The 20,770-nt window shown below is 55.8% G+C and carries 14 protein-coding genes; 2 read left to right on the forward strand and 12 right to left on the reverse strand.

What is annotated here, in order from left to right:
* Positions 1-18 precede the first annotated feature (18 nt).
* The 7 genes from guaD to mocA form a co-directional block, all read right to left on the reverse strand.
* Entirely contained in the window at positions 19-1,335 is a 1,317-nt protein-coding gene (guaD, locus tag ACERJC_RS12750) for a guanine deaminase (protein WP_373671832.1), read from the reverse strand.
* A gap of 17 nt (positions 1,336-1,352) precedes the next feature.
* Positions 1,353-2,753, reverse strand: coding sequence for a nucleobase:cation symporter-2 family protein (locus ACERJC_RS12755; protein WP_152402161.1), 1,401 nt, complete (start codon positions 2,751-2,753; stop codon positions 1,353-1,355).
* Between the two features lie 162 nt (positions 2,754-2,915).
* On the reverse strand, positions 2,916-5,786 hold the full coding sequence (locus tag ACERJC_RS12760; RefSeq protein WP_371895122.1) for a molybdopterin-dependent oxidoreductase Mo/Fe-S-binding subunit: 2,871 nt from the start codon (positions 5,784-5,786) through the stop codon (positions 2,916-2,918).
* Positions 5,783-6,562, reverse strand: coding sequence for a molybdopterin-dependent oxidoreductase FAD-binding subunit (gene ygfM / locus ACERJC_RS12765; RefSeq protein WP_371895123.1), 780 nt, complete (start codon positions 6,560-6,562; stop codon positions 5,783-5,785). The genes ACERJC_RS12760 and ygfM overlap by 4 nt, the downstream gene beginning before the upstream one ends.
* A 46-nt stretch (positions 6,563-6,608) precedes the next feature.
* Positions 6,609-7,937, reverse strand: coding sequence for a putative aminohydrolase SsnA (ssnA, locus tag ACERJC_RS12770; protein WP_373671833.1), 1,329 nt, complete (start codon positions 7,935-7,937; stop codon positions 6,609-6,611).
* Between the two features lie 2 nt (positions 7,938-7,939).
* The gene (gene ygfK, locus ACERJC_RS12775) at positions 7,940-11,038 is read right to left on the reverse strand and encodes a putative selenate reductase subunit YgfK (protein WP_373671834.1); all 3,099 of its coding nucleotides are present in this window, start codon (positions 11,036-11,038) and stop codon (positions 7,940-7,942) included.
* A gap of 378 nt (positions 11,039-11,416) precedes the next feature.
* Entirely contained in the window at positions 11,417-11,989 is a 573-nt protein-coding gene (gene mocA / locus ACERJC_RS12780; RefSeq protein ID WP_373671835.1) for a molybdenum cofactor cytidylyltransferase, read from the reverse strand.
* A 48-nt stretch (positions 11,990-12,037) separates the two neighbouring features.
* Between mocA and yqeC the strand changes: the two genes are divergently transcribed.
* Positions 12,038-12,805 (forward strand): selenium cofactor biosynthesis protein YqeC, encoded by a 768-nt coding sequence (gene yqeC / locus ACERJC_RS12785; RefSeq protein WP_373671836.1) that lies wholly within the window; start codon positions 12,038-12,040, stop codon positions 12,803-12,805.
* A 48-nt stretch (positions 12,806-12,853) separates the two neighbouring features.
* Positions 12,854-14,479, forward strand: coding sequence for a selenium-dependent molybdenum cofactor biosynthesis protein YqeB (yqeB, locus tag ACERJC_RS12790; protein ID WP_371895126.1), 1,626 nt, complete (start codon positions 12,854-12,856; stop codon positions 14,477-14,479).
* Between the two features lie 103 nt (positions 14,480-14,582).
* Here the strand turns inward: yqeB and arcC are convergent, their stop codons facing one another.
* From arcC to ygeW, 5 genes are read right to left on the reverse strand one after another with little or no spacing between them, the layout of a single operon-like run.
* Positions 14,583-15,515, reverse strand: a complete 933-nt coding sequence (arcC, locus tag ACERJC_RS12795) for a carbamate kinase (RefSeq protein WP_152402180.1) — start codon at positions 15,513-15,515, stop codon at positions 14,583-14,585.
* Between the two features lie 13 nt (positions 15,516-15,528).
* Positions 15,529-16,935 carry a dihydropyrimidinase gene (gene hydA / locus ACERJC_RS12800; protein WP_152402183.1) on the reverse strand — a complete coding sequence of 469 codons (1,407 nt, stop codon included), beginning with the start codon at positions 16,933-16,935 and terminating at the stop codon, positions 15,529-15,531.
* A gap of 48 nt (positions 16,936-16,983) precedes the next feature.
* Complete coding sequence (locus ACERJC_RS12805) at positions 16,984-18,195, reverse strand: YgeY family selenium metabolism-linked hydrolase (RefSeq protein WP_152402185.1); 1,212 nt, start codon at positions 18,193-18,195, stop codon at positions 16,984-16,986.
* 59 nt (positions 18,196-18,254) lie between these two features.
* Positions 18,255-19,451, reverse strand: coding sequence for a diaminopropionate ammonia-lyase (gene dpaL / locus ACERJC_RS12810; protein WP_152402188.1), 1,197 nt, complete (start codon positions 19,449-19,451; stop codon positions 18,255-18,257).
* Between the two features lie 56 nt (positions 19,452-19,507).
* Entirely contained in the window at positions 19,508-20,695 is a 1,188-nt protein-coding gene (gene ygeW, locus ACERJC_RS12815; RefSeq protein WP_371895132.1) for a knotted carbamoyltransferase YgeW, read from the reverse strand.
* Positions 20,696-20,770: the final 75 nt, after the last annotated feature.

The following is a 20,770-nucleotide window of genomic DNA, read 5'->3' on the forward strand; positions in this document are numbered from 1 at the left end:
CAGGATGTTAGCGTTCTGTCAGGTCCGTTCGTACACCAGACGCCCATCGACGTAGGTGCGGTAAATAGAGCGATCGTCGCCCAGCGTCATCATCACGAACAATTTGTCGACCAGGGATGTAGAGTTGTCATAGCGCAGTTGCTGTAGCGGCGTCGCCGTCGGTTCCAGCACCACGAAGTCCGCCTCTTTGCCGGGCATAAAGTTGCCAATAAGATGGTCGAGACCCAGCGCTTTCGCGCCGCCGAGGGTCGCCAGGTAAAATGCTTCGTATGCCGAGAGGCGGTAACCCTGCAATTGCACCACTTTGTAGGCTTCGTTCAGCGTTTGCAGCATGTTGAAAGTGGTGCCCGCACCGATATCGGTTCCCATGCCGACGCTGATCTTCTTATGCCAGGCTTTTTGCAGATTGAACAAACCGCTGCCGAGGTAGAGGTTAGAGGTTGGACAAAAGGCGATGCTGGAGCGGGTTTCACTCAGGCGATCCCACTCTTTCTCTTCGAGATGTACGCAGTGGGCGAAGACGCAGTTTTTGCCGGTCAGCCCGTACTGGTGGTACACATCCAGGTAGCCGTCATGTTCAGGATAGAGTTCCTTAACCCAGGCAATTTCGTCTTTGTTTTCACAGAGATGGGTATGCACCCAGGTATCGGGATATTCCTCATGCAGACGCTGTGCCATCGCCATCTGCTGTGGAGAAGAGGTCGGCGCAAAGCGCGGCGTGATGGCGTACAGCAGGCGGCCATTTTTATGCCAGCGCTCAATCAACGCCTTACTTTGCAGGTAGCTGCTTTCGGCGTCGTCCAGCAGGTAATCCGGTGCGTTACGATCCATCATCACTTTGCCGGCGATCATACGCATATTGATGTGGCTTGCGGCTTCGAACAACGCGTCAACGGACTGTGGATGGACCGTACCAAAAACCAGTGCGCTGGTGGTGCCGTTACGCAACAGCTGCTTGATGAAAAAAGCCGACATCTCGCGTGCGTATTCCAGATCCTCGTAGCGTTTTTCGGTCGGGAAAGTGTGTTTATTCAGCCATTCCAGTAACTGCTCGCCATAGGCGCCGACCATTTCGCTCTGGGGGTAGTGGATATGCGTATCAACGAATCCCGGCACGATCAGTTTCCCGCGATAGTCGCGGATACGGATGGCGTCGGGGATCCGTTTTTTCCCTTCTTCCCACTCGCCAAACCATTCGACTTTTCCCTGGCGAATCAGCAGTAATCCGTCTTCCACAAATCGCAGCGCTGAGGCAATTTCTTCCGGGTCTTCGGCGGTGCGGGTGACATCAATAAAGCTGCCGCGCACCGCTTTCAACGTGTGTTCTCCAGACATCGTAAACTCCTTTACCGTTAATCCGTTTCCTCCGCAGAGGCGATGCCCGGCAGCACTTCTTCAGGCCGGTAGCCTCCAGGGAGAATGATATTCAGTAGAATGGCGGTCAGACCGCCTGCGCAGATGGGGTTTTCCACCAACACATAAATTGAGGCAGGCAGGATTTTGAAAATTTCCGGGTCATAGGAGACGCCCAGACCCAGCCCCAACGAGGTGGCGACAATCAGCGTTTCACGGCGCTTAAGCCCGTTGGTGATGATGATGCGGATCCCGGCGATCGCGATCATCGAGAACATCAGCGTCATCGCGCCCCCCAGCACCGCCGAGGGAATGGTAGTGAAGAAGCCGCCAATCATCGGAAACAGCCCAAGCAACACCAGCATGATGGCGATGGTGCGTCCGATATAGCGTGAGGCGACGCCGGTCATCTGGATAACGCCGTTGTTTTGCGCAAAGGTCGTCAAGGGGAGTGAACCCACCGCAGAGGCAATGACCGAGACCAGTCCATCGGCCAGCACTCCACCCTTCAGGCGCGACTGATATTCATCTCCCTGAATCGGACGCCGGGAAACCATCGCTGTCGCGGTAATGTCGCCTACCGCTTCCAGCACGCTGAGCAGATAAATGGTCCCGACGACCAGGAAGTGATGAAAATTGAACTGGAAACCGTACTTAAACGGGGTCGGGATGGTGACCCACGGCAGATTGCGTATACCACTGAAGTCCACCATGCCAAGGCACAGAGAGACGATATAGCCCACGCAAAGGCCGATCGCGATACCCCCCATTCTCAATAACGGACTGCGACAGCAGTTAAAACCGATCACCACGACCAGCACCAGCAACCCGACGCCGATGTTCTCGTAATTCCCGTAGGTGCCGCTGCTTTTCGCCGCAAAGCCGCCGCCAAAATCGATGATCCCGACTTTAATCAGGCTCAGGCCAATCATCAGCACCACAATGCCGCTGACGGTTGGGGTGATGACTCTGCGCAAGTAAGGCAGAATGAAAGACGACCCCACCACCAGAAATGCCCCGACAAAGGAAACGCCGAGCAGCGATGACATGATCAACTCTTCATGGAAGCCGTCGTTTTTCATCCCGCTGCCCAGCGCAATCATCACCGTGACAAATGAGAAGTTCACCGACTGAATCGAGAGTAAACCGGAGCCGACCATGCCATAGCGATTGACCTGCAGCCAGGTGCCGATGCCGGAGGCAATCATCGCCATTGAGACCAGATAGGCGGTGGTTTCCGCCGAGAGCTGTAGCGCGGTGCCGACAATTAATGCTGGCGTAACCATGGGAACAAAAATGGCCAGCAGGTGGGTGATCGCGCCAATAATCGACTGATGAAAGGGAGGGCGATCCTCCAGTTCGTAAATCAGATCTGAGCCTGCACGTGATATATCAGACATCCCTTCACTCCTTAATAAGTAAATTTGATCATCTGAATCAGCAGAATTAAATTCTGCGAATTTGAGGCGCAGGTTGCCCTGAGAACGGCTTATCTCATTTCCGCAGACGGCATTTAATCATTATTGAGTCATGAACACGGGCCGCCTGAGCGGCCCGCGTCGCTACAGTTTTTCCAGCGCGGTCAGTATTTTCTCCGGTGTGAAATGCCATTCGCGTAACCACACGCCGCAGGCATCATGAATCGCGGTAGCAATGGCAGGCGCCGCGCCATTTACGCCAATTTCAGAGATTGATTTGGCGCCGAACGGGCCGACCTTATCGTCGCTCGGCACCAGCACGGCACGAAAATCCCGGGGGATATCGCCAATTTTGGGCGCGCCATAGCTGCGCAGGTCGCGGGTCAGCGGATGGCCTTCGGCATCATAGAGGATCGCTTCGCTCAGGCTATGACCGATGGCCCGCATTGATGCCCCGTAGATTTGCCCCAGCGCGAGTTCCGGGTTAACCGGCGTGCCGCAGTCCAGCAGCGCGTAGAACTTGTCGAGACGGATTTCGCCGGTTCGGGTATTCACCGCGACTTCGGCGAAGTTCGCCCCATAGGGGAATGCGAAGTCTGCGGTGATGTAACTGGCCGTGGCGACCAGCGTGCCAAAACCGGTTCCTGTCTCCGCTTTATGCGCGATGTCACCGTAACTCACTTCTCCCTGCTTGCCGCGCACGACGCCAGGGGCTGCCAGTTGAACGTCAGAAACGGGTTCGCCCAGCATTTGCGCACCGTGAAAGAGGATTTTCTCGCGCAGGTTTTCCGCCGCCTTACGCGCCGCATTCCCCGAGAAGCAGGTGCCGGATGAGGCATAAGCGCCTTTGTCGAAGAGCGCATGGTCAGTATCGCCGGAGATGACATGCACTTCCTCTGGCGCGCAGTGCAGCACTTCCGCCGCCAGTTTGGTGACCACGGTATCCAGTCCGGTGCCGATGTCCGCCCCGCCGGAATGGACGATGAAGGTGCCATCGGACTCCAGTTTGATCATGCAGTTGGCCTGATCGATATCCGGGATCCCTGATTTCTGCATGATAATGGCGACCCCGCGACCGGTATGCCAGTCACCGTCCTGCGGTTTGGGGGAAGACCAGTCGATCATCTTCCGCCCCTGGCGCAGGATCTCTTCCAGCGCACAGCTGGCGGCGGAAGGGACAGACGTTGGCGCTTTCCCTTCACCGATTGCGCCGAGGATTTTCAGTTCCTGTCCTTCGTGAACCCGGTTGCGCTCGATGATCTCCAGTTGGTCAATTTGCAACTGTTCGGCAAGCTCGGCTAACGCCATCGTCATTGCAAAGGTGCCTTTCGGCGCGCCATAGCCCTGATACGCCCCGGTGGGGCAGATGTTGCTGTAGTAGGTGGTGACCTGGAAATCGACGTTGTCGCAAGGATACAGCGGTAGCGAGAGCGCCGGACCGTTGCTCGGCACGGTCAGCGAATGGTTGCCGTAAGGGCCGGTATTGGCGCGGAAGTCCATTTTTACCGCCGTCAGGCGACCATCGTTCTTCGCGCCCAGTTTAACCGTGACTTTCGCAACGTGGCGGGAGGTATTGGCAATAAATTCCTCTTCACGGGTATAGCGAAAATAGACCGGGCGTCCGGTCACGCAGGTCGCCCAGGCACAGACTTCTTCCAGCAGGATATCCTGTTTGGAACCAAAGCCGCCGCCGACGCGTTCCTTGATGACGTGGACCTTGTGCTGCTTCATGCCGACGAGACGGGCGACCTGGCGACGAAGGTGCCACGGCACCTGCGTTGAGGCGTGAATGATCAGGCGATCGCCGTCCATGCGGGTAAAGCAGATATGAGGCTCAGCCGGGCACTGCTGCGCCTGTGTGGAATGGTAGGTACGCTCAATAATCACATCCGCTTCGGCGAAACCTTTCTCCATGTCGCCGATATGGCCATGAATACTGGCGGCGATATTCTTGCGCGGACGAGAACCAATCGGAAAGTTGATGATCATGTGCTCGCCACGCTGGGCGGCATGGCGGTTGTCTTCTTCCAGCGTCTCCGGCGCGCCAGCAACATATACCACCGGTTCATCGTGTACGACTGGCGCATCGTCCGCCATCGCTTCGTCAATCGACAATACCGGTTTAAGCACGTCATATTTCACGTCGATAAGCGCCAGCGCTGCCAGTGCAATCTCTTCGCTTTCTGCAACCACGGCGGCAACACGATCGCCGACGTGGCGCAGTTTCTTACCGAACATGCGACGGTCAAGCGGGGAGGGTTCCGGCGCGCTTTGCCCGCCTGGCGTATAGTAGATATCGGGACAGTTACGGTGGGTGATAACGTGAACCACGCCGGGTAGCGCTTCGGCTTTGCTGACGTCGAGATGAGTAATCAACGCATGGGCATGCGGACTACGCAGCATTTTAATCACGCAGGCGTCAGGGGTGATGCGATCTTCCACATAGCAGGGCTTGGCCTGGACCATTTTCGCGGCATCGGTTTTTGGCCAGGGCTTGCCAATGACCGCGAGATCGTCGCGGAACGTGGGGGCGACATTGATATGGGCTTGCGGATCGCTTTTACGCGCCACCGCCAGTTCGATCACCTGATAATATTGCTGCCAGCCCGCGTCGCGACTGAACAGACCGGACAGCGCATCGTCAATCTCTTCCCGCGTGGGGAGTGCGATACGCTCCAGCAGATCGCTGATGATAAGCGCAGCGGCAGGATCGTTATAACCGGACTGTACAACGCCGACATCCACCATCGCCTGTTGTACCAGGCTCAGCGCATTCCATTTACCGAGTGATTCGCTGGTGCGGATCTCCGCGTGATCCAACTGCGCGGCAATCAGTAATGAGGCATTGACGATGCGACCGTTGTAGAGAATCGCATCCGAACCGGCGAAGCCGAATCCGTCGTCGCTGTTGCGCACCGAGTGCATACCGAGGTTGAACAGCAGTTTCTGTACGTTTTCGCCCGGGTTAATCTTCATTTCACGGACCGTGCCGTTCAATGTGAAGTGAATCATCATACAACGTCCTCCCCGGCCATCAGGCAGTCGGCATACAGATCGGCCACCACCACGCCGGTGATATAGCGCTTATAGGCGGCGCTGCCCCGTATATCTTCCTGCGGGAATATCGCGTTAGCGACCGCCTGCTCCAGTTCCGTACCTTCGCGCGTTTGTGTTTCCACATCACGCAGGCGTTGTGCTTTGTCCGCCACGCCGTCCAGCGCGATGCAAATCCCTCCGTGTTCGGTTAACGCGACCGCCGCCGTCACGACGGTGAGTCCGGCCTGTGAACGGCTCACTTTACGAGTGGCGCAAGGGCGGAAGGGATCTTTAATGATAACTTCGGTGATCAGACGATCGTGCGGGGAGGCGAGATAGCTTTCCAGCGGCAGGGTTTCGCCATCACCAAAAACCAACTGAGCGTCCAGCGCCAGCAGGACGGGGAGTAACACGGACTCTTTCTGGTGCGCGGCAATCTCTCCGCCGAGGGTTGCCTGGTTGCGTAAATGGCGCGAGTAGATAAAGCCGATCGCCTCCCGCAGTGCCGCCGGGAGATAGCGGGCGTCGTGTAACGGTTGCAGGCGAGTCATCGCCCCAATACGCAATGCGCCATTGTCCCAGTCGATCCACTCCAGCTCCAGATCCTGCAGTGAAATGGCAATCCGCTTATCGGTACGCGTTGGCGTGGCGTTGAGTTTGCTGCCCCCGGCAAACCAGACGGCGTCCTCCTGATAGCGGCGCTTGAGTTCCAGCGCCTGGTCAACGGAGTCGGGCCTGAAAAATTGTTCAATCATCAATCATTCCTCATCACTCCCTCTCCCGTTCAGGAGAGGGTATGGGCTATGCCAGCGCATCCATTCGCCGCCACATGCTGGCGGCGGCTTTTCGGGCCTGCGCATAAATGGAATCGGTATCGAAAGTGAACTGACGGTCTTCATACACCATCACACCATTCACCATCACGCTATGCACGCTGCCTGAACCGAGGCCGAAAGCGATATGCCCGGCAACGTTTTCAGCGATCAGCGGCGTCGGCGACGAATAGTCGAGGAAGGTTAAATCGGCTTTATAACCGGCTTGCAGTTGGCCAAAGTTTTCCCCGAAGTTGCGGTGCAACAGTTCGTTGCCGTTCGCCAGCGCTTTCGCAAAGCTGTCAGGCCACAGAGGACCGCCCGCGTCACGATGTTTGAAGAAGGCAAATTTCATCTCTTCAAGCATGTCGGAGCCGATGCCGTCCGTCCCCAGCGCCAGATTGCGAATGTGGGTAAGATGGGGGTTGTAACCCACATGGTTATTCATGTTGGAGCGGGCATTGTGTACCAGGAAGGCATCCTGCTGATTCAGCAACGCGATATCTTCCGCAGACAGGTACAGGCCGTGTGCCACCAACGTTTTACTGTCGATAAGTCCGTATTCCGCGAGCCTTACCAGCAGGTCTTTACCGTACAGGTGATGACTGTGGGAGACATCGTAGCGGTCTTCCGCCGCATGAATGTGCAGACCGCGCCCGGTGGCGTTGATGGCCTCGCGCAACATCTCCAGACCGGCATCGGGCACGGTAAACGGGGCGTGCGCGCCAATGTGCGCTTCCACCAGATACGACTCGTTACCGGTCTCCCGCGCGTGGTCTATCTGGCGGGCGAAGCGGATATTCTCTTCAACGCCGGCCTGCAACTCGTTGATTCCCTCGTTACGGTCGGTGGTTTCAAAGCAGGTCATGGCCCGCAGGCCCACCTTTATAAATGCTGAACGCAGCGTAGAGAGCGACCCCTGTATGTAGCCCGGCGAAGCGTGGTGATCGATAACTGCAGAGCATCCGCTCTTAATCGCTTCCATCGAGCAAATCAGCCCGCTGTAGTAGAGCGACTCTTCGTCCAGAGCCCGGTCCAGACGCCACCACAGGTTCTTCAACGTTGAGATAAAGTCCGGGCTGGGGGCGATATTGGCCTGGATCCCACGCGATAAACCGGAGTAAAAGTGGTTATGCGCGCAGACCAGTCCCGGCATCACGATTCGCCCGTGCATCTCTTTCCATTGCGCCTGCGGGTAGCACTGCGTCAGCGCATTGCCCACGTCGACGATGACGTCTTTATCTATCGCAATATCCACGCCTTCGCGCACGCTGGCCGGATGAAGTTGTACGGCGGTGACATTTTTCAGAATCAACATGATTACACCTCCACGCGGCCTAACAGGTAATGGTGATGCTGGTGGACATAGCTGATGATGCGGCACATGTCATCCAGCTCCGGCGGGATGCTGGCGAACTGCCCATCCCTGCGGATGTTCAATGTCCAGCGTTGGTCATTCAACCGGACCCTGACCCGACCGTCTTCCACCAGGAAACCGGGGTTGCTGCTGTTGTCGAAATCCTCGGCCAGGCTAAAGAGCGTGACTTTGTCTTTATACGGTTTGCCCTGCCACGGGCAGAATTGGGCGCAGTTACCGCATTCGTTGCAGTAAGCGTCCAGGTGCAGCGTCTGGAAGCGGTTCTGGAAGCCAGGAACGGGAATCGACACATTGGCGCGGTTCGGACAGACGTCCACGCATTTGCTGCAGATATAGTTACATTCAAGGCAACGGGCCGCTTCCTGGGCGACAAAGGCGTCACGGTTGTCTTTATCGACCTTCGCGACCGCTATCTCACCTTTACGCTGATAGATTTCAGCGGGACTGACGTTACCCCAGCGCTTATCGCCGTGGTGGGAGCGGATATTTTCCCGCCAGAGAATTGTATCTGTGGCCCGTCGCGCAGAGCTGATGGCGGCAACAATGGATAACGGGCCGCGCTGGACATCGCCAATCATGAACACGTCGGAGAGACGGGTTTCGCCATTGTTGTTCACCGCAGGCCAACCTTTGCTATCCAGCGGTACGCCCATTGCGCTCAGCGCGTCGCTATCCTGCTGTTCACCGATGGCGGTAATCAGGCTATCGATGTGCAGGGTCAGCGTTTCGTCGGTTTCCACCGGACGGCGACGCCCTTTCTCATCCGGTTCCCCAAGCGTCATGACGCGCAGGGTGAGCGTGCCATCCGCATCAAAGCGTTCCGGATTGTTGAGGAAACGGAATTCAACTCCGTCGTGCAGGGCTTCTTCATACTCTTCACGCCAGGCGGGCATCTCCTGTAGCGAACGACGGTAGACCACCGTGACGTTTTCCACGCCCGGCACGCGCAGTGCCGCACGGGCGCAGTCCATCGCCGTGTTGCCCGCGCCGACGATCGCCACATGTTTACCGAGCGTCAACGCCGTTCCCTGGTTGTATTCACGCAGGAAAGGAAGTGATTTCCAGATGTTGGGGTTGTCGCCGTTGAGCTTCACGCCGCTATTTTTATCCGTACCGGTTGCGATCAGGACATAGTGGAAACCCCGATCTTTCAAGCCCTGAACGGTCAGATCCGGTGCACAGCCATATTCGAACTTTACGCCGTGTTCGGCGACAAAATCGATATCGTGCTGAATGAGCTCTGCCGGAATACGGAACTGGGGAATGATATTTTTCACCACGCCACCCGCATTGGCTTCGCGCTCGAATAGCGTCACCGGATGTCCTGCCCGGGCAAGGAAATAACCGGCCGCAAGCCCGGCCGGACCCGCGCCGATGACCGCAACAGGATGACGTGAACCCGAGCCTGCAGGTTTATGCCAGCGCCGTTTGTACTCTTCCCAGCCTTTTTCCAGCGCCACTTTTTTCAGTTCACGAATGTTAAGCGCACTGTCGTAGTCCAGACGGGTACAGTTGTACTGGCATTGATGATCGCAGATATGGCCGGTGATCGCGGGGAGGGCGTTTCGCTGATAAATCAGCTCCAGCGCGTCGGCATAACGCTGCTCGCCAAGCAGGCGAATATACTCCGGAATATCCTGTTTGATGGCGCAGGCTGTAATACAGGGGGCCACGTAGCAGTCGGTCAACGGTAAGCCGTCGGCCACGTCAATGCGCTCTTCAGGCTTCCAGTGTTTCTGGGTGTAGGCCATCGTAACGGCCTCTTCCGCCAACCGATTCAGCCGTTCGACATCGACATGTTCCATTCCCCACGTATCCGAGGATTCCAGCTCACGCATACAGGCGCTAAGACGCAGATAACCGCCTGGTTTTAACAGGTCGGTCGCCATCGTGATCGGGCGGATTCCGGTGTCGAAGATATCGCGGATGGTCAACTGGCTGGCGCCGCCGGAATAGGAGATGGGTAATTTGCCGTCAAAGGCCCGGGAAAGCACGGCGGCTACGTTGATCGAGAGGGGAAACAGCGCCCGGCCGGACATATACATCTCTTCACCGGGAAGCGCGCCTTTGTTATTAATGGTGCCCAGCGTATTGGTGAGTTTGACGCCGAAACCCAGTGATTTTTCTTTTGCCAGCGTCATCAACCGTTGCAACATTTCCAGCGCCTGGGTGAGTTTGAGATCGTGCTCGAACGACTCCTCTTTTAAGCCGATATAACCAAAGCCGCAGCGGTCCAGAATTTCACGTGCGCGTGGGTAACCCAGCAGCGTCGGATTCAGCTTCACAAAGGTATTCAGGCCTTTCTCTTCCAGCATGTAGCGGCAGATGGCTTCTATTTCGTGCGGTGGACAACCGTGCATCGTGGACAGCGTGACGCCCTGCACCAGTTTTGCGGGAATGCGTGCTGGCAGCGCCTGTAGACGCTGTCGATGTTCGTTCAGCCCGTGGCGAGCCAGGAACGTCTCATCGTGCAGCCAGTGCTGCAGCGTGTCGCGATACTGCGCGAACTTAGGATGCGCCGACGCGTCCATCATGTTGTCGATGAACTGCTGCATGGGCGGTTGCTTGATGCCGTCAAGGTTATAGCCGACACTCATATTAAAAATGAACGACTTACCAGCACCGGAAGGGTGCAGCAGTTGTTCCAGCAAATGCAGTGCGAACCAGGCTTTAAGATACTCATCCCACGCTTTCAGCAGGGTAAATTCAGTTGACCATTCGGTATTGAAGCACTCATCCTCCGCATCAATACAGGGTTTTTCCAGCTCCAGCCGATCGAGAATCTGGACGGTTTTGAGTTCGATGAACCGGCCGCCTGTCAGCCAGGCGGTGATGATATTTTGGGCGAGTTGAGTGTGCGGGCCGGCGGCGGGGCCGACGGGGGTGGCACAGGTTTCACCGAAGACGCTTACCGATTTGCTTTTTTCCGGTGAATAGAACTGCTGCTCAGGAATACCAAAGATCGAGCGCTGCTGCTGATATTCATCAAATAGGCGCGTCAAAAGTTCCTCAAATGGAATCGGACGCATTATATCCCCCATAACCCTCTCCTTAGCTTTACTCGACCTCCTTCAGGAAGTTGCAAGGCAACGGGAAGGAGCGCGTGTTCATAGATGTCATTGGTTGACCGGGACTAATAAGGCCAGCGGTTTGGAGAGATAGAGCAACATTCGCACCACTCTGACAAAACAGCGCTATAAAAATATAATTTTGTGAAGCGGTTCTAATCTTAAGTCCGCTTTGTGAAATATCTCACAAACGCTAAATGAGAATGAAAATCAGCCGGGGAGTTATTGCGATAAGGCAATTTCATTGCCGCATTCTATTTTCTCAAAAATGGTGGACTCTTATCATTATGATAAGTGGAAAATGAGGCGGGAGAATATTTGAACGCAATCGTTTAACTACGGGTTCTCTATTTATTTGTGTCGGTTCTGCGCATTGATAAAATCCTCTGGAGTATCGATATCCAGAGTGATCCGGGGATCGTTCATTTCAGCGATATTATGTTTCCCGCGCAGCAATGCCTGACGCATGCTGTTGACATTCGGCTGTGATATGGCCTGCAACAGGCATTTTTTAGAGAGTAAAATAGGATGCCCTGGCTGGCCCTGATAGCAGGGGATAAGGGCGCTATCATTGCGTAATGCCCAGATTTTACGAAAGATATCGCGGTTCAGTTCTGGCATGTCACCGTGCGTAATGAAGCAATATTCACTGCGCACGGCGGCGGCGCCGACATTAATTGATGTAAATAAGCCCTGAGCATAATCTGGATTGTACGTAATAATAATATTCGGCTGATTCGCATAGCGATTATGTATCTCCGTTGCGTGATGACCGGAAACTAATATCACTCTGTTGCAAAATTGCAGCGCGTTTTTGATACTTGCATCAAGAATTGTTCCCCCATGCCAGGGTAACATCATTTTCCATTTCCCCATTCTGGATGATAACCCAGCAGCAGTAATTATACAGTCGACAACAGGCATAGCGATTCCATAATGTCTATTAGACGTTGCGTCACTTCAGAGAGGCTTATGAGTATATCGGGTCATGCTTCTTTATTCTTTGATTTGGGTGCACAGAAACGGCCTACGGTTATTTCGGTTGTCGGTGCCGGTGGGAAAACCAGTACCCTTTTCTGGCTCGCTCGCCGCTTTCAATTATCAGGCCGACGGGTATTTATCACCACCACGACGCATATGTTTCTGTCTGACCAGCCCTGGCCGACCCTTTTCTGTCGGGAACCCGCTTGCTTGCCATATCACACGTTAATGCAACCCATCATAACCTGCTTTCAGTCATGGAAAGCGCCATTGGGAAAAGCGTGTGGCTTCTCACCGGATGCCATAGATGCGCTAGCCCGGCGGGCGGAATGTGACGTGGTTCTCGTCGAGGCAGACGGTGCCCGCGGAATGCCGCTCAAAGCGCCAGATGAGCACGAACCTTGCATACCTGAAAGCAGTTGCTGCGTGATTGCCGTTATGGGTGGACACCTTATGGGGAAAAGCGTGGGGGGAGAGCAGGTGCATCGCTGGCCGCAGTTCGCCGGGATTACTGGTCTGACGGAGGGATCCCCCTTACCGCTGAAGGCGCTTATCCGACTGGTTCAGCATCCACAGGGGGCGTTCAAAAATGCACCGCCTGCCAGTCGACGAGTCTGGTTTCTCAATCGTTTTTCTCAATCTGAGAATGCTATTGATGAAAGTGAGCTCATCCAGCCGTTGTTAGACGGTGATGTGGAGGCTATCTGGCTGGGAAATGCACAGGAAACACCTGCAATCGCGCGCAGATTTGTGAGATAGCGACGCCGGGAACACCGGGTTACTGAAAGGATATCCATTGAGGTTCGTATGAATATTTTCACAGAGGCTGCAAAACTTGAAGAGCAAAACCGCCCATTTGCGCTGGCGCAGATTGTCGACAGCCGGGGTTCCACACCCCGCCATTCGGCACAGATGCTGGTGCATCAGGATGGATCTATCGTCGGGACTATTGGCGGGGGCATGGTGGAGCGCAAGGTCATCGAGGAGGCGCTGCTGGCGTTGCAGGAGAGAAAGCCGCGCATGTTCCATGGCCGGATGGCCCGCAACGGTGCCGATGCCGTTGGCTCGGACTGCGGCGGCGCGATGTCGGTCTTTATTAGCGTGCACGGCCTGCGTCCGCGACTGGTGCTAATTGGCGGCGGGCATGTGAACCGGGCGATTGCGCAGAGTGCGGCACTGCTGGGGTTTGATATTGCCGTGGCGGATGTTTATCGCGAGAGTGTCAATCCGGACGCTTTCCCCCCTTCGGTACAGCTGTTACATGCCGATTCTTTTTCCGCGGCGGTGGATGCGCTGGAGATTCGTCCAGACAACTTTGTGCTCATCGCGACGAATAATCAGGATCGGGAAGCGCTGGACAAATTGATCGAGCAGCCCGTCGCGTGGTTGGGTTTGCTGGCGAGCCGTCGAAAAGTGCAGTTGTTCCTGCGTCAGTTGCGGGAAAAGGGCGTCGGTGAAGAGCATATTGCGCGTCTGCATGCGCCTGTTGGTTACAACATTGGTGCGGAAACGCCGCAGGAAATTGCGGTTAGCGTGCTGGCGGAGATCCTACAGGTTAAAAACAATGCCCCAGGCGGACTGATGATGCGAGCCGCACACCCATCCGGTCATCAGCGCGTGGTGATTCGCGGCGCGGGGGATATTGCCAGCGGCGTGGCGCTGCGTCTGTTTCATGCCGGTTTCAAAGTGATCATGCTGGAAGTGGAGAAACCGACCGTCATTCGCCGCAGCGTCGCGTTTGCACAGGCGGTCTTTGATGGCGAAACGATCGTGGAAGGCGTGACGGCCCGGTTGGCCACCTCGTCTGCAGAGGCCGCGGCGTTAGCCGAGCGCGGCTTCATTCCGATATTGGTTGATCCTGCCGGTTCGCTGATTGACGCACTGAAACCCGTCTGCGTGGTCGATGCTATCCTGGCAAAACAGAATCTTGGCATGCGCAAAGAGATGGCGCCCGTCACCATTGCGTTGGGGCCAGGGTTTACTGCCGGTGAAGACTGCCATGCGGTGATTGAAACGAATCGCGGACACTGGCTGGGACAGGTGATTTACGCCGGTTGCGCGCAGGAAAATACCGGTATTCCTGGCAATATCATGGGGCATACCGCACGACGGGTGATCCGTGCGCCTGCCGCAGGCATCATGCGTGCCAGAGTGAAATTAGGCGATCTGGTGGAAGAAGGCGACGTGATTGCCTGGATTGGAGAAAACGAAATCAAAGCGCCGCTGTCGGGTATGGTGCGCGGCCTGTTAAGCGACGGACTGGCGGTGGTGGGCGGTTTTAAGATCGGCGATATCGATCCACGCGGCGTGACGGCTGATTTTACCAGCGTCTCCGACAAGGCGAGAGCGATAGGCGGCGGTGTGCTGGAAGCGCTAATGATGCTGATGCATCAGGGAGTGAAGTCAACGAATGAGGTGCTTGAAGTGGCGTAAAAGGCGTTGCCGGATGGCGCTGCGTTTATCCAGCCTACGGGGAGTAAACGGTAGGCCGGGCAAGCGAAGCCCCCCGGCAAACGCGCTGGATAAACGCATTAGATTACTGACAGATTACGGTTCCGGTTTTTCCTTCAATCCCTTCTTTCGCTTTACTCAGCACCGTAATCAGGGCTTCCCGGCCGGGACGGGAGCGGGCAAACGACGCCGCGGCCTCGACTTTCGGTAGCATAGAACCTTTGGCAAAATGCCCCTCGCGGATAAAACGCTCCGCGTCGCTCAACGACAGACGATCCAGCCATTGCTCATTTTCTTTGCCAAAGTTAATCGCGACTTTTTCGACAGCCGTCAGGATGATGAGCATATCCGCATCAATCATCTCTGCCAGGCGGGCACTGGCCCAGTCCTTGTCGATCACCGCGCTGGCACCACGCAGATGATTACCCTCTCGAATCACCGGAATTCCGCCTCCGCCCACGGTAATAACCACCTGTCCGGCCTCAACCAGCGCGTTGACGGTCTCTTTCTCGATGATGTCCACCGGCTTAGGCGAAGCAACGACGCGACGATAACCGCGACCCGCATCTTCTTTGAGCGTATAGCCTTGTTTCTCCAGCTGTTCCGCTTCCTGCTGCGTGAAGAACGAACCGATGGGTTTGGTGGGATTCAGGAACGCAGGATCGTTGGCGTCGACCTCGACCTGCGTCACCAGCGTGGCGACAGGTTTGTGCATCCCACGTGAGAGTAATTCTTCACGCAGCGCGTTTTGCAGATCGTAGCCGATGTAGCCCTGGCTTAATGCCACGCAGACGGACATCGGCAGCATGGGAGAGTGCGCTTCTGTTTTTGCCGCCGCTTCAAATGCCTGGTTGATCATACCTACCTGCGGCCCATTACCGTGGGTCACGATAACTTCATGGCCCTGCGCAATCAGATCCACAATGGCCTGCGCCGTGATTTTGACGGCCTGCATCTGTCCGGCCAGATCCTCACCCAGCGCGTTACCACCCAGCGCGAGAACAATTTTCTTCCTCATTTTTCCTCACTTATCATACACAGTTGTCTGTTTCACAAACGCCGGGCGGGGTAAACGGTTTACGTCGTAAGAAGCGGCCCCGACCTGCTTTCCCTGTAAAGATGCCGTCGCCGAAGATCGTTTCGCCACGCGACAGCGTTCTGACAATCGTTCCCTGACAGCGGAAACCCTCCCAGGGTGAATAGTCAGCGTTATCGTGCAGGCGGGCATGATGGATCTCCTGACTCTGACGGGGATCGATAATCACCACATCGCCATCAGCGCCAGGTGCCAGCCGACCCTTTTGCGGCCACAGGCCGAACAGTCTGGCGGGCATCGCACTGGTCAGCGCGACAAAACGTTCAGGGGTAATTCGTCCGCTCATAACGCCTTCAGAAAAGAGCAGTTGCAGGCGGTTTTCCACGCCGGGCAAACCATTCGGACAGCGGCTAAAATCACCGCCTGAGATCTGCAGGCGCTGGGCCATTGAGAAGGTACAGTGATCGGTTGCCACCACGTCGATGGCTCCGTCACTGATGCCGCACCAGAGCTTGTCCTGCTCACGAACATTGCGTAACGGTGGGCTGAGAATGAAGTTCAGGCCATCTTCCGCGTCATAACGGCGTTCATCCAGCAGCAGATATTGTGGGCAGGTCTCTATCCACACGGACTGATGATTCGCTTTCGCCAGACGTAAATAGTCCAGCCCCAGACCGTTGGACAGGTGAACGATATACAACGGCGCGTTCCCTGCAAGCTGTGCAAGGTTGATCATCCGGGCGATGGCCTCGGCTTCACATTCCAGCGGTCTGCTCAGGGCGTGATAGCGCGGCGAGGTTAAGCCAGCGGCAATGAATTCGGCCCGTTTACTGGCGATAGCGGCATCGTTTTCCGGGTGGACGGTGGTCAGCGCGCCGGACTTGTGCAAATGGCGCAGCGCCTGCAAGGTTTCATCATCGTTGAGTTTGTACTGGTAGGTCAGATAGAGCTTGAAGCTGCTGATGCCGTCTTCCACCATCATCGGGATCTCATCGAGAATGGCGTGATTAACGTGCTGAATGACGCCGTGGAAACTGTAGTCGATCGCCGCTTTATGCGCGGCATATTCCTGATAGACCTCCAGTTGATGGCGTAAGCGGCAGCCTCTCGGACCAAATCCCATATGATCGATAATGGTTGTTGTACCGCCACACGCCGCCGCGCGGGTGCCGGTAAAAAAATCATCACAGCTACGGGCGAGGCCTGTGTCGATATTGAAATGTGTATGCACATCCACGCCGCCGGGAAATACGTAACATCCCGCTGCGTCAATGACGTCACAAGAGGGAGGCGGCGCGATCTCCGCGTCCAGTTGGCGAACAATGCCGTTCTCAATCAGTAAGTCCTGTTTTGCCTGTCCGTCGGCGTTAACGACGATGCCATTTTTAATCAATACGCGCATAGCACACTCCAGAAATCCCCCGGTAAACCGGGGGAGGTAGATGGATTGTTATTTCGTTGCCAGCCAGGACAGTGGAATGGCGGCGTACATCGCGGCGCAGGTCACCAGATGTGATTTCCAGGTTTTTTCGTTTGGCGCGTGGGCTTCGGGTTCTTTACCCGGACCAAAGCCGATCACCGGAATACCGTGACGTCCCATAATCGATACGCCGTTGGTGGAGAAGGTCCACTTGTCGACCACCGGCGCTTTGCCGAACAGTCCTTCATAGGCACTGACCAGCGCTTTGACGGTGAAGTGATCTTCTTCCACCTTCCAGGTCGGGAAGTAGCATTCGGTGGGGTAAACCAGCCCGGTCCAGGAGGGGCGGTCATAGTTGTACATCGAGACCACTGCATTGGCCGCTTTCACTGCCGGCAGGGCGCGAATCTCTTCCAGCGCACCTTCCCAGGTTTCGCCCCAGGTCAGACGACGGTCGATGGAGACGGCGCAACTGTCCGCCACGGCGCAACGACTGGGTGACGTGAAGAAGATTTCGGAAACGGTTAAGGTTCCTTTACCGAGGAAGTCGTCCCAGGCCAGATTCTGTGACAATTCCTGTAGCTCGTTGAGGATGGGGCCCATTTTGAAAATGGCGTTATCGCCGCGCTCCGGGGCGGAACCGTGGCAACTGACCCCCTGTACATCAATGCGTATCTCCATGCGTCCGCGCTGCCCACGATAGACCTGGCAGTCGGTTGGTTCGGTGCTGACGACGAATTCCGGGCGGATACCGGATTGCTCGATGATGTACTGCCAGCACAGGCCGTCGCAGTCCTCTTCCTGTACCGTACCGGTGACCAGCAGCGTGTACTCATCTTCCAGACCGAGATCTTTAATGATCTTCCCGGCGTAAACCATTGACGCCATGCCGCCTTCCTGGTCAGACGTGCCGCGTCCGCCGATCAGTTCGTCGGTCTCCATCCCTTCGTAGGGATCGAAATTCCAGTTCTTGATGTTGCCAATACCGACCGTATCGATATGCGCGTCCATCGCAACCAGGCGCGGACCATGACCGATGTACCCCAGAATGTTGCCCATCGGGTCGATCTCGACTTTATCAAAACCGACTTTCTCCATTTCCTGCTTGATACGATGGATGACACGTTTTTCATCGCAACTCTCGCTGGGAATGGCGACCATGTCGCGCAGGAAACGCGTCATGTCCTCTTTGTAGTCGTTTGCTTTTTCAAGAATCAGTTTAAAGGGAATGTGCTTCGCCATGACTTTTCTCCAGTGTTCGCTCCCGAATCTCCTGGGGAGCGTTGTCCAATAGGGGGTGATTACAGTGCGACCGGATGTTTGCCTTCCCAGACCACTTCGCGGTAGTGCTTCACATCGGTATCGCCTTCGGTACTGATGACCAGCACAACGGCGTCTTTATCTAACGCCAGTTTGTCCATTAAGGCCTGACGCTGTGGGTGATGATGGACGGCTGCCAGAACACCTAGCCCTACGGCTCCGGACTCTCCGGAGATCACGCGTGGGTCGTGGCCAAAAGGATTGCCCAGTACGCGCATGCCCAGCGCGGCAACGCTGTCCTGACAGGAGATAAACTGTGTGGCGCAGTTGCGCAGAATTTCCCAGCCAAGCGGGTTAGGTTCGCCACAGGCCAGACCGGCCATGATGGTTGCCATATCCCCACCGACATTGACGATGTCGCCTTTCACGCCAGAACGATAAATGCAGTCCGCTTTGTCCGGTTCGACGATGATGCTGTGCAGATTTTGTGGGCCATAGACGTCCACCAGATAGCCCAATACGCCGCCCGCCATGGCGCCAACGCCGGCCTGTAACAGCACGTGGGTTGGCGTGACGCCCAGAGCGCGCATTTGCTCAACGGCTTCATCGGCCAGCGTGGCGTATCCCTGCATAATCCAGGTGGGAATTTTGGTGTAGCCTTCCCAGGCGGTGTCCTGCACCACTTCCCAGCCGTTTTGTTGGGCGTGCTGCATGGTCAGACGAACGGTATCGTCATAGTTCATGTCGGTGACGATGCACTCCGCGCCGAGGTTGAGAATGGCGTCCACGCGCTCTTGCGCAGAGCCTTTCGGCATGTAAATCACCGCATGTTGTCCAAGCTGTTGTGCCGCCCACGCGATACCGCGACCGTGGTTACCGTCGGTGGTGGTGGCAAACGTCATTTTTTCGCCGATGGCGTTTTTGAGCTGTTCGAAAGAGAGCGTCTCAATATCAAGATGATATTTCTCACACAGCAGGCAGGCGATGGCCCAGGCCCCGCCGAGCATCTTGAACGCGTTGAGTCCAAAGCGTTTTGATTCATCTTTGACGAGAATTTTCTTCACGCCAAACAGGCAGGCAAGGTCATCCAGCGCACAAAGCGGCGTTGGGTGGTAGCCGGCGATCTTTTGATGGAACTGGCGAGCTACTTTGGCCTGTTTTTGCGAAAAAAGGGGCGACGTTTCACCGTTGTAAAAGCGGTTATCGGCAATATCGATCTTCAATGAGAAAACGGACATATCCTATCCTTTTGGCCTCCGGAAAGGAGAGCCGACCGGCAGGTCGGCTCAGGGGGTTATTTCACGCGCGGTTGCGCTTCTTTCAACAGTTGTTCCAGCAGCACGCCTGGCTTCGGATATTTGCGGGAGAGGATCATCGCGGCGATGATGTAGGGCTTCCAACTGGCTTCTTTGTAAGTCGCGATGCGGTATTTTTCGAATACGGCGTCGGTGACTTCGCCTTCTTTGCAAGAGACGCCGCTGATATCCGCTGGCAGGCAGTGCATATACAGCGCTTCGCCGTCGCGGGTGAGTTGCATCATTTCTTCAGTGCAGTGCCAGTTTTTATGCTTCGCGTTCTGTTCAAGGCACTGTCTTTCCAGTTCTTTCAGGGCCGCATGATCGTTAGCCCGCAGAAGTTCAGTACGCTCTTCCATCACTTTGTAAGGTGCCCATGACTTCGGATAGACGATGTCGGCATCTTTGAAGGCTTCTTCCATGCTGGTGACCTGACGGAAACTGCCGCCGGACGCGTTCGCGTTGTTTTTCGCCACGTCAATCACGTCCGGAATCAGGTCATAACCTTCCGGATGCGCCAGGGTGACGTCCATACCAAAGCGGGTCATCAGACCGATAATGCCCTGCGGCACGGAGAGGGGTTTGCCGTAACTGGGTGAGTAGGCCCAGGTCATGGCGATTTTTTTGCCTTTGAGGTTTTCCAGAGAGCCGAAGTGCTCACGCAGCCAGGCCAGATCCGCCATCGCCTGTGTCGGATGGTCAATATCGCATTGCAGGTTAACTAACGCCGGACGCTGCGGGAGTACGCCCTGTTTATAGCCGTCATCAAGCGCGGCGCCGACTTCACGCATATAGGCGTTGCCCGCACCAAGATACATGTCGTCGCGAATACCAATGGCATCGGCGCAGAAGGAGATCATGTTGGCCGTTTCGCGGACGGTTTCGCCGTGCGCGATTTGTGATTTCCCTTCGTCCAGATCCTGCTGAGCCAGACCGAGCAGGTTAAGGGCGGAGGCATAGGAGAAGCGGGTACGGGTGGAGTTATCGCGGAAGACGGAAATTCCTAATCCACTATTGAAGACTTTGGTCGCAATATTTTCGGCCCGCAGCATTTTCAGCGCGGCAGCGACGTCCAGGACTTGTTTCAGTTCATCCGGCGTCTGTTCCCACGTAAGCAAAAAATCCTTCTCGTGAAGGTGTGAGGTCAGCGAATTGATATCCTTTATCAGCTCATTAACAGTTTTCATTGTAAGATCCTGGTAGTGGAATGACGGCAAGGTGGCTTATTCGCGGTAATGACAAGCGGCATCACCGATATACCA

This window comes from Citrobacter telavivensis (assembly GCF_041807075.1).
GTDB lineage: Bacteria > Pseudomonadota > Gammaproteobacteria > Enterobacterales > Enterobacteriaceae > Citrobacter_A > Citrobacter_A telavivensis.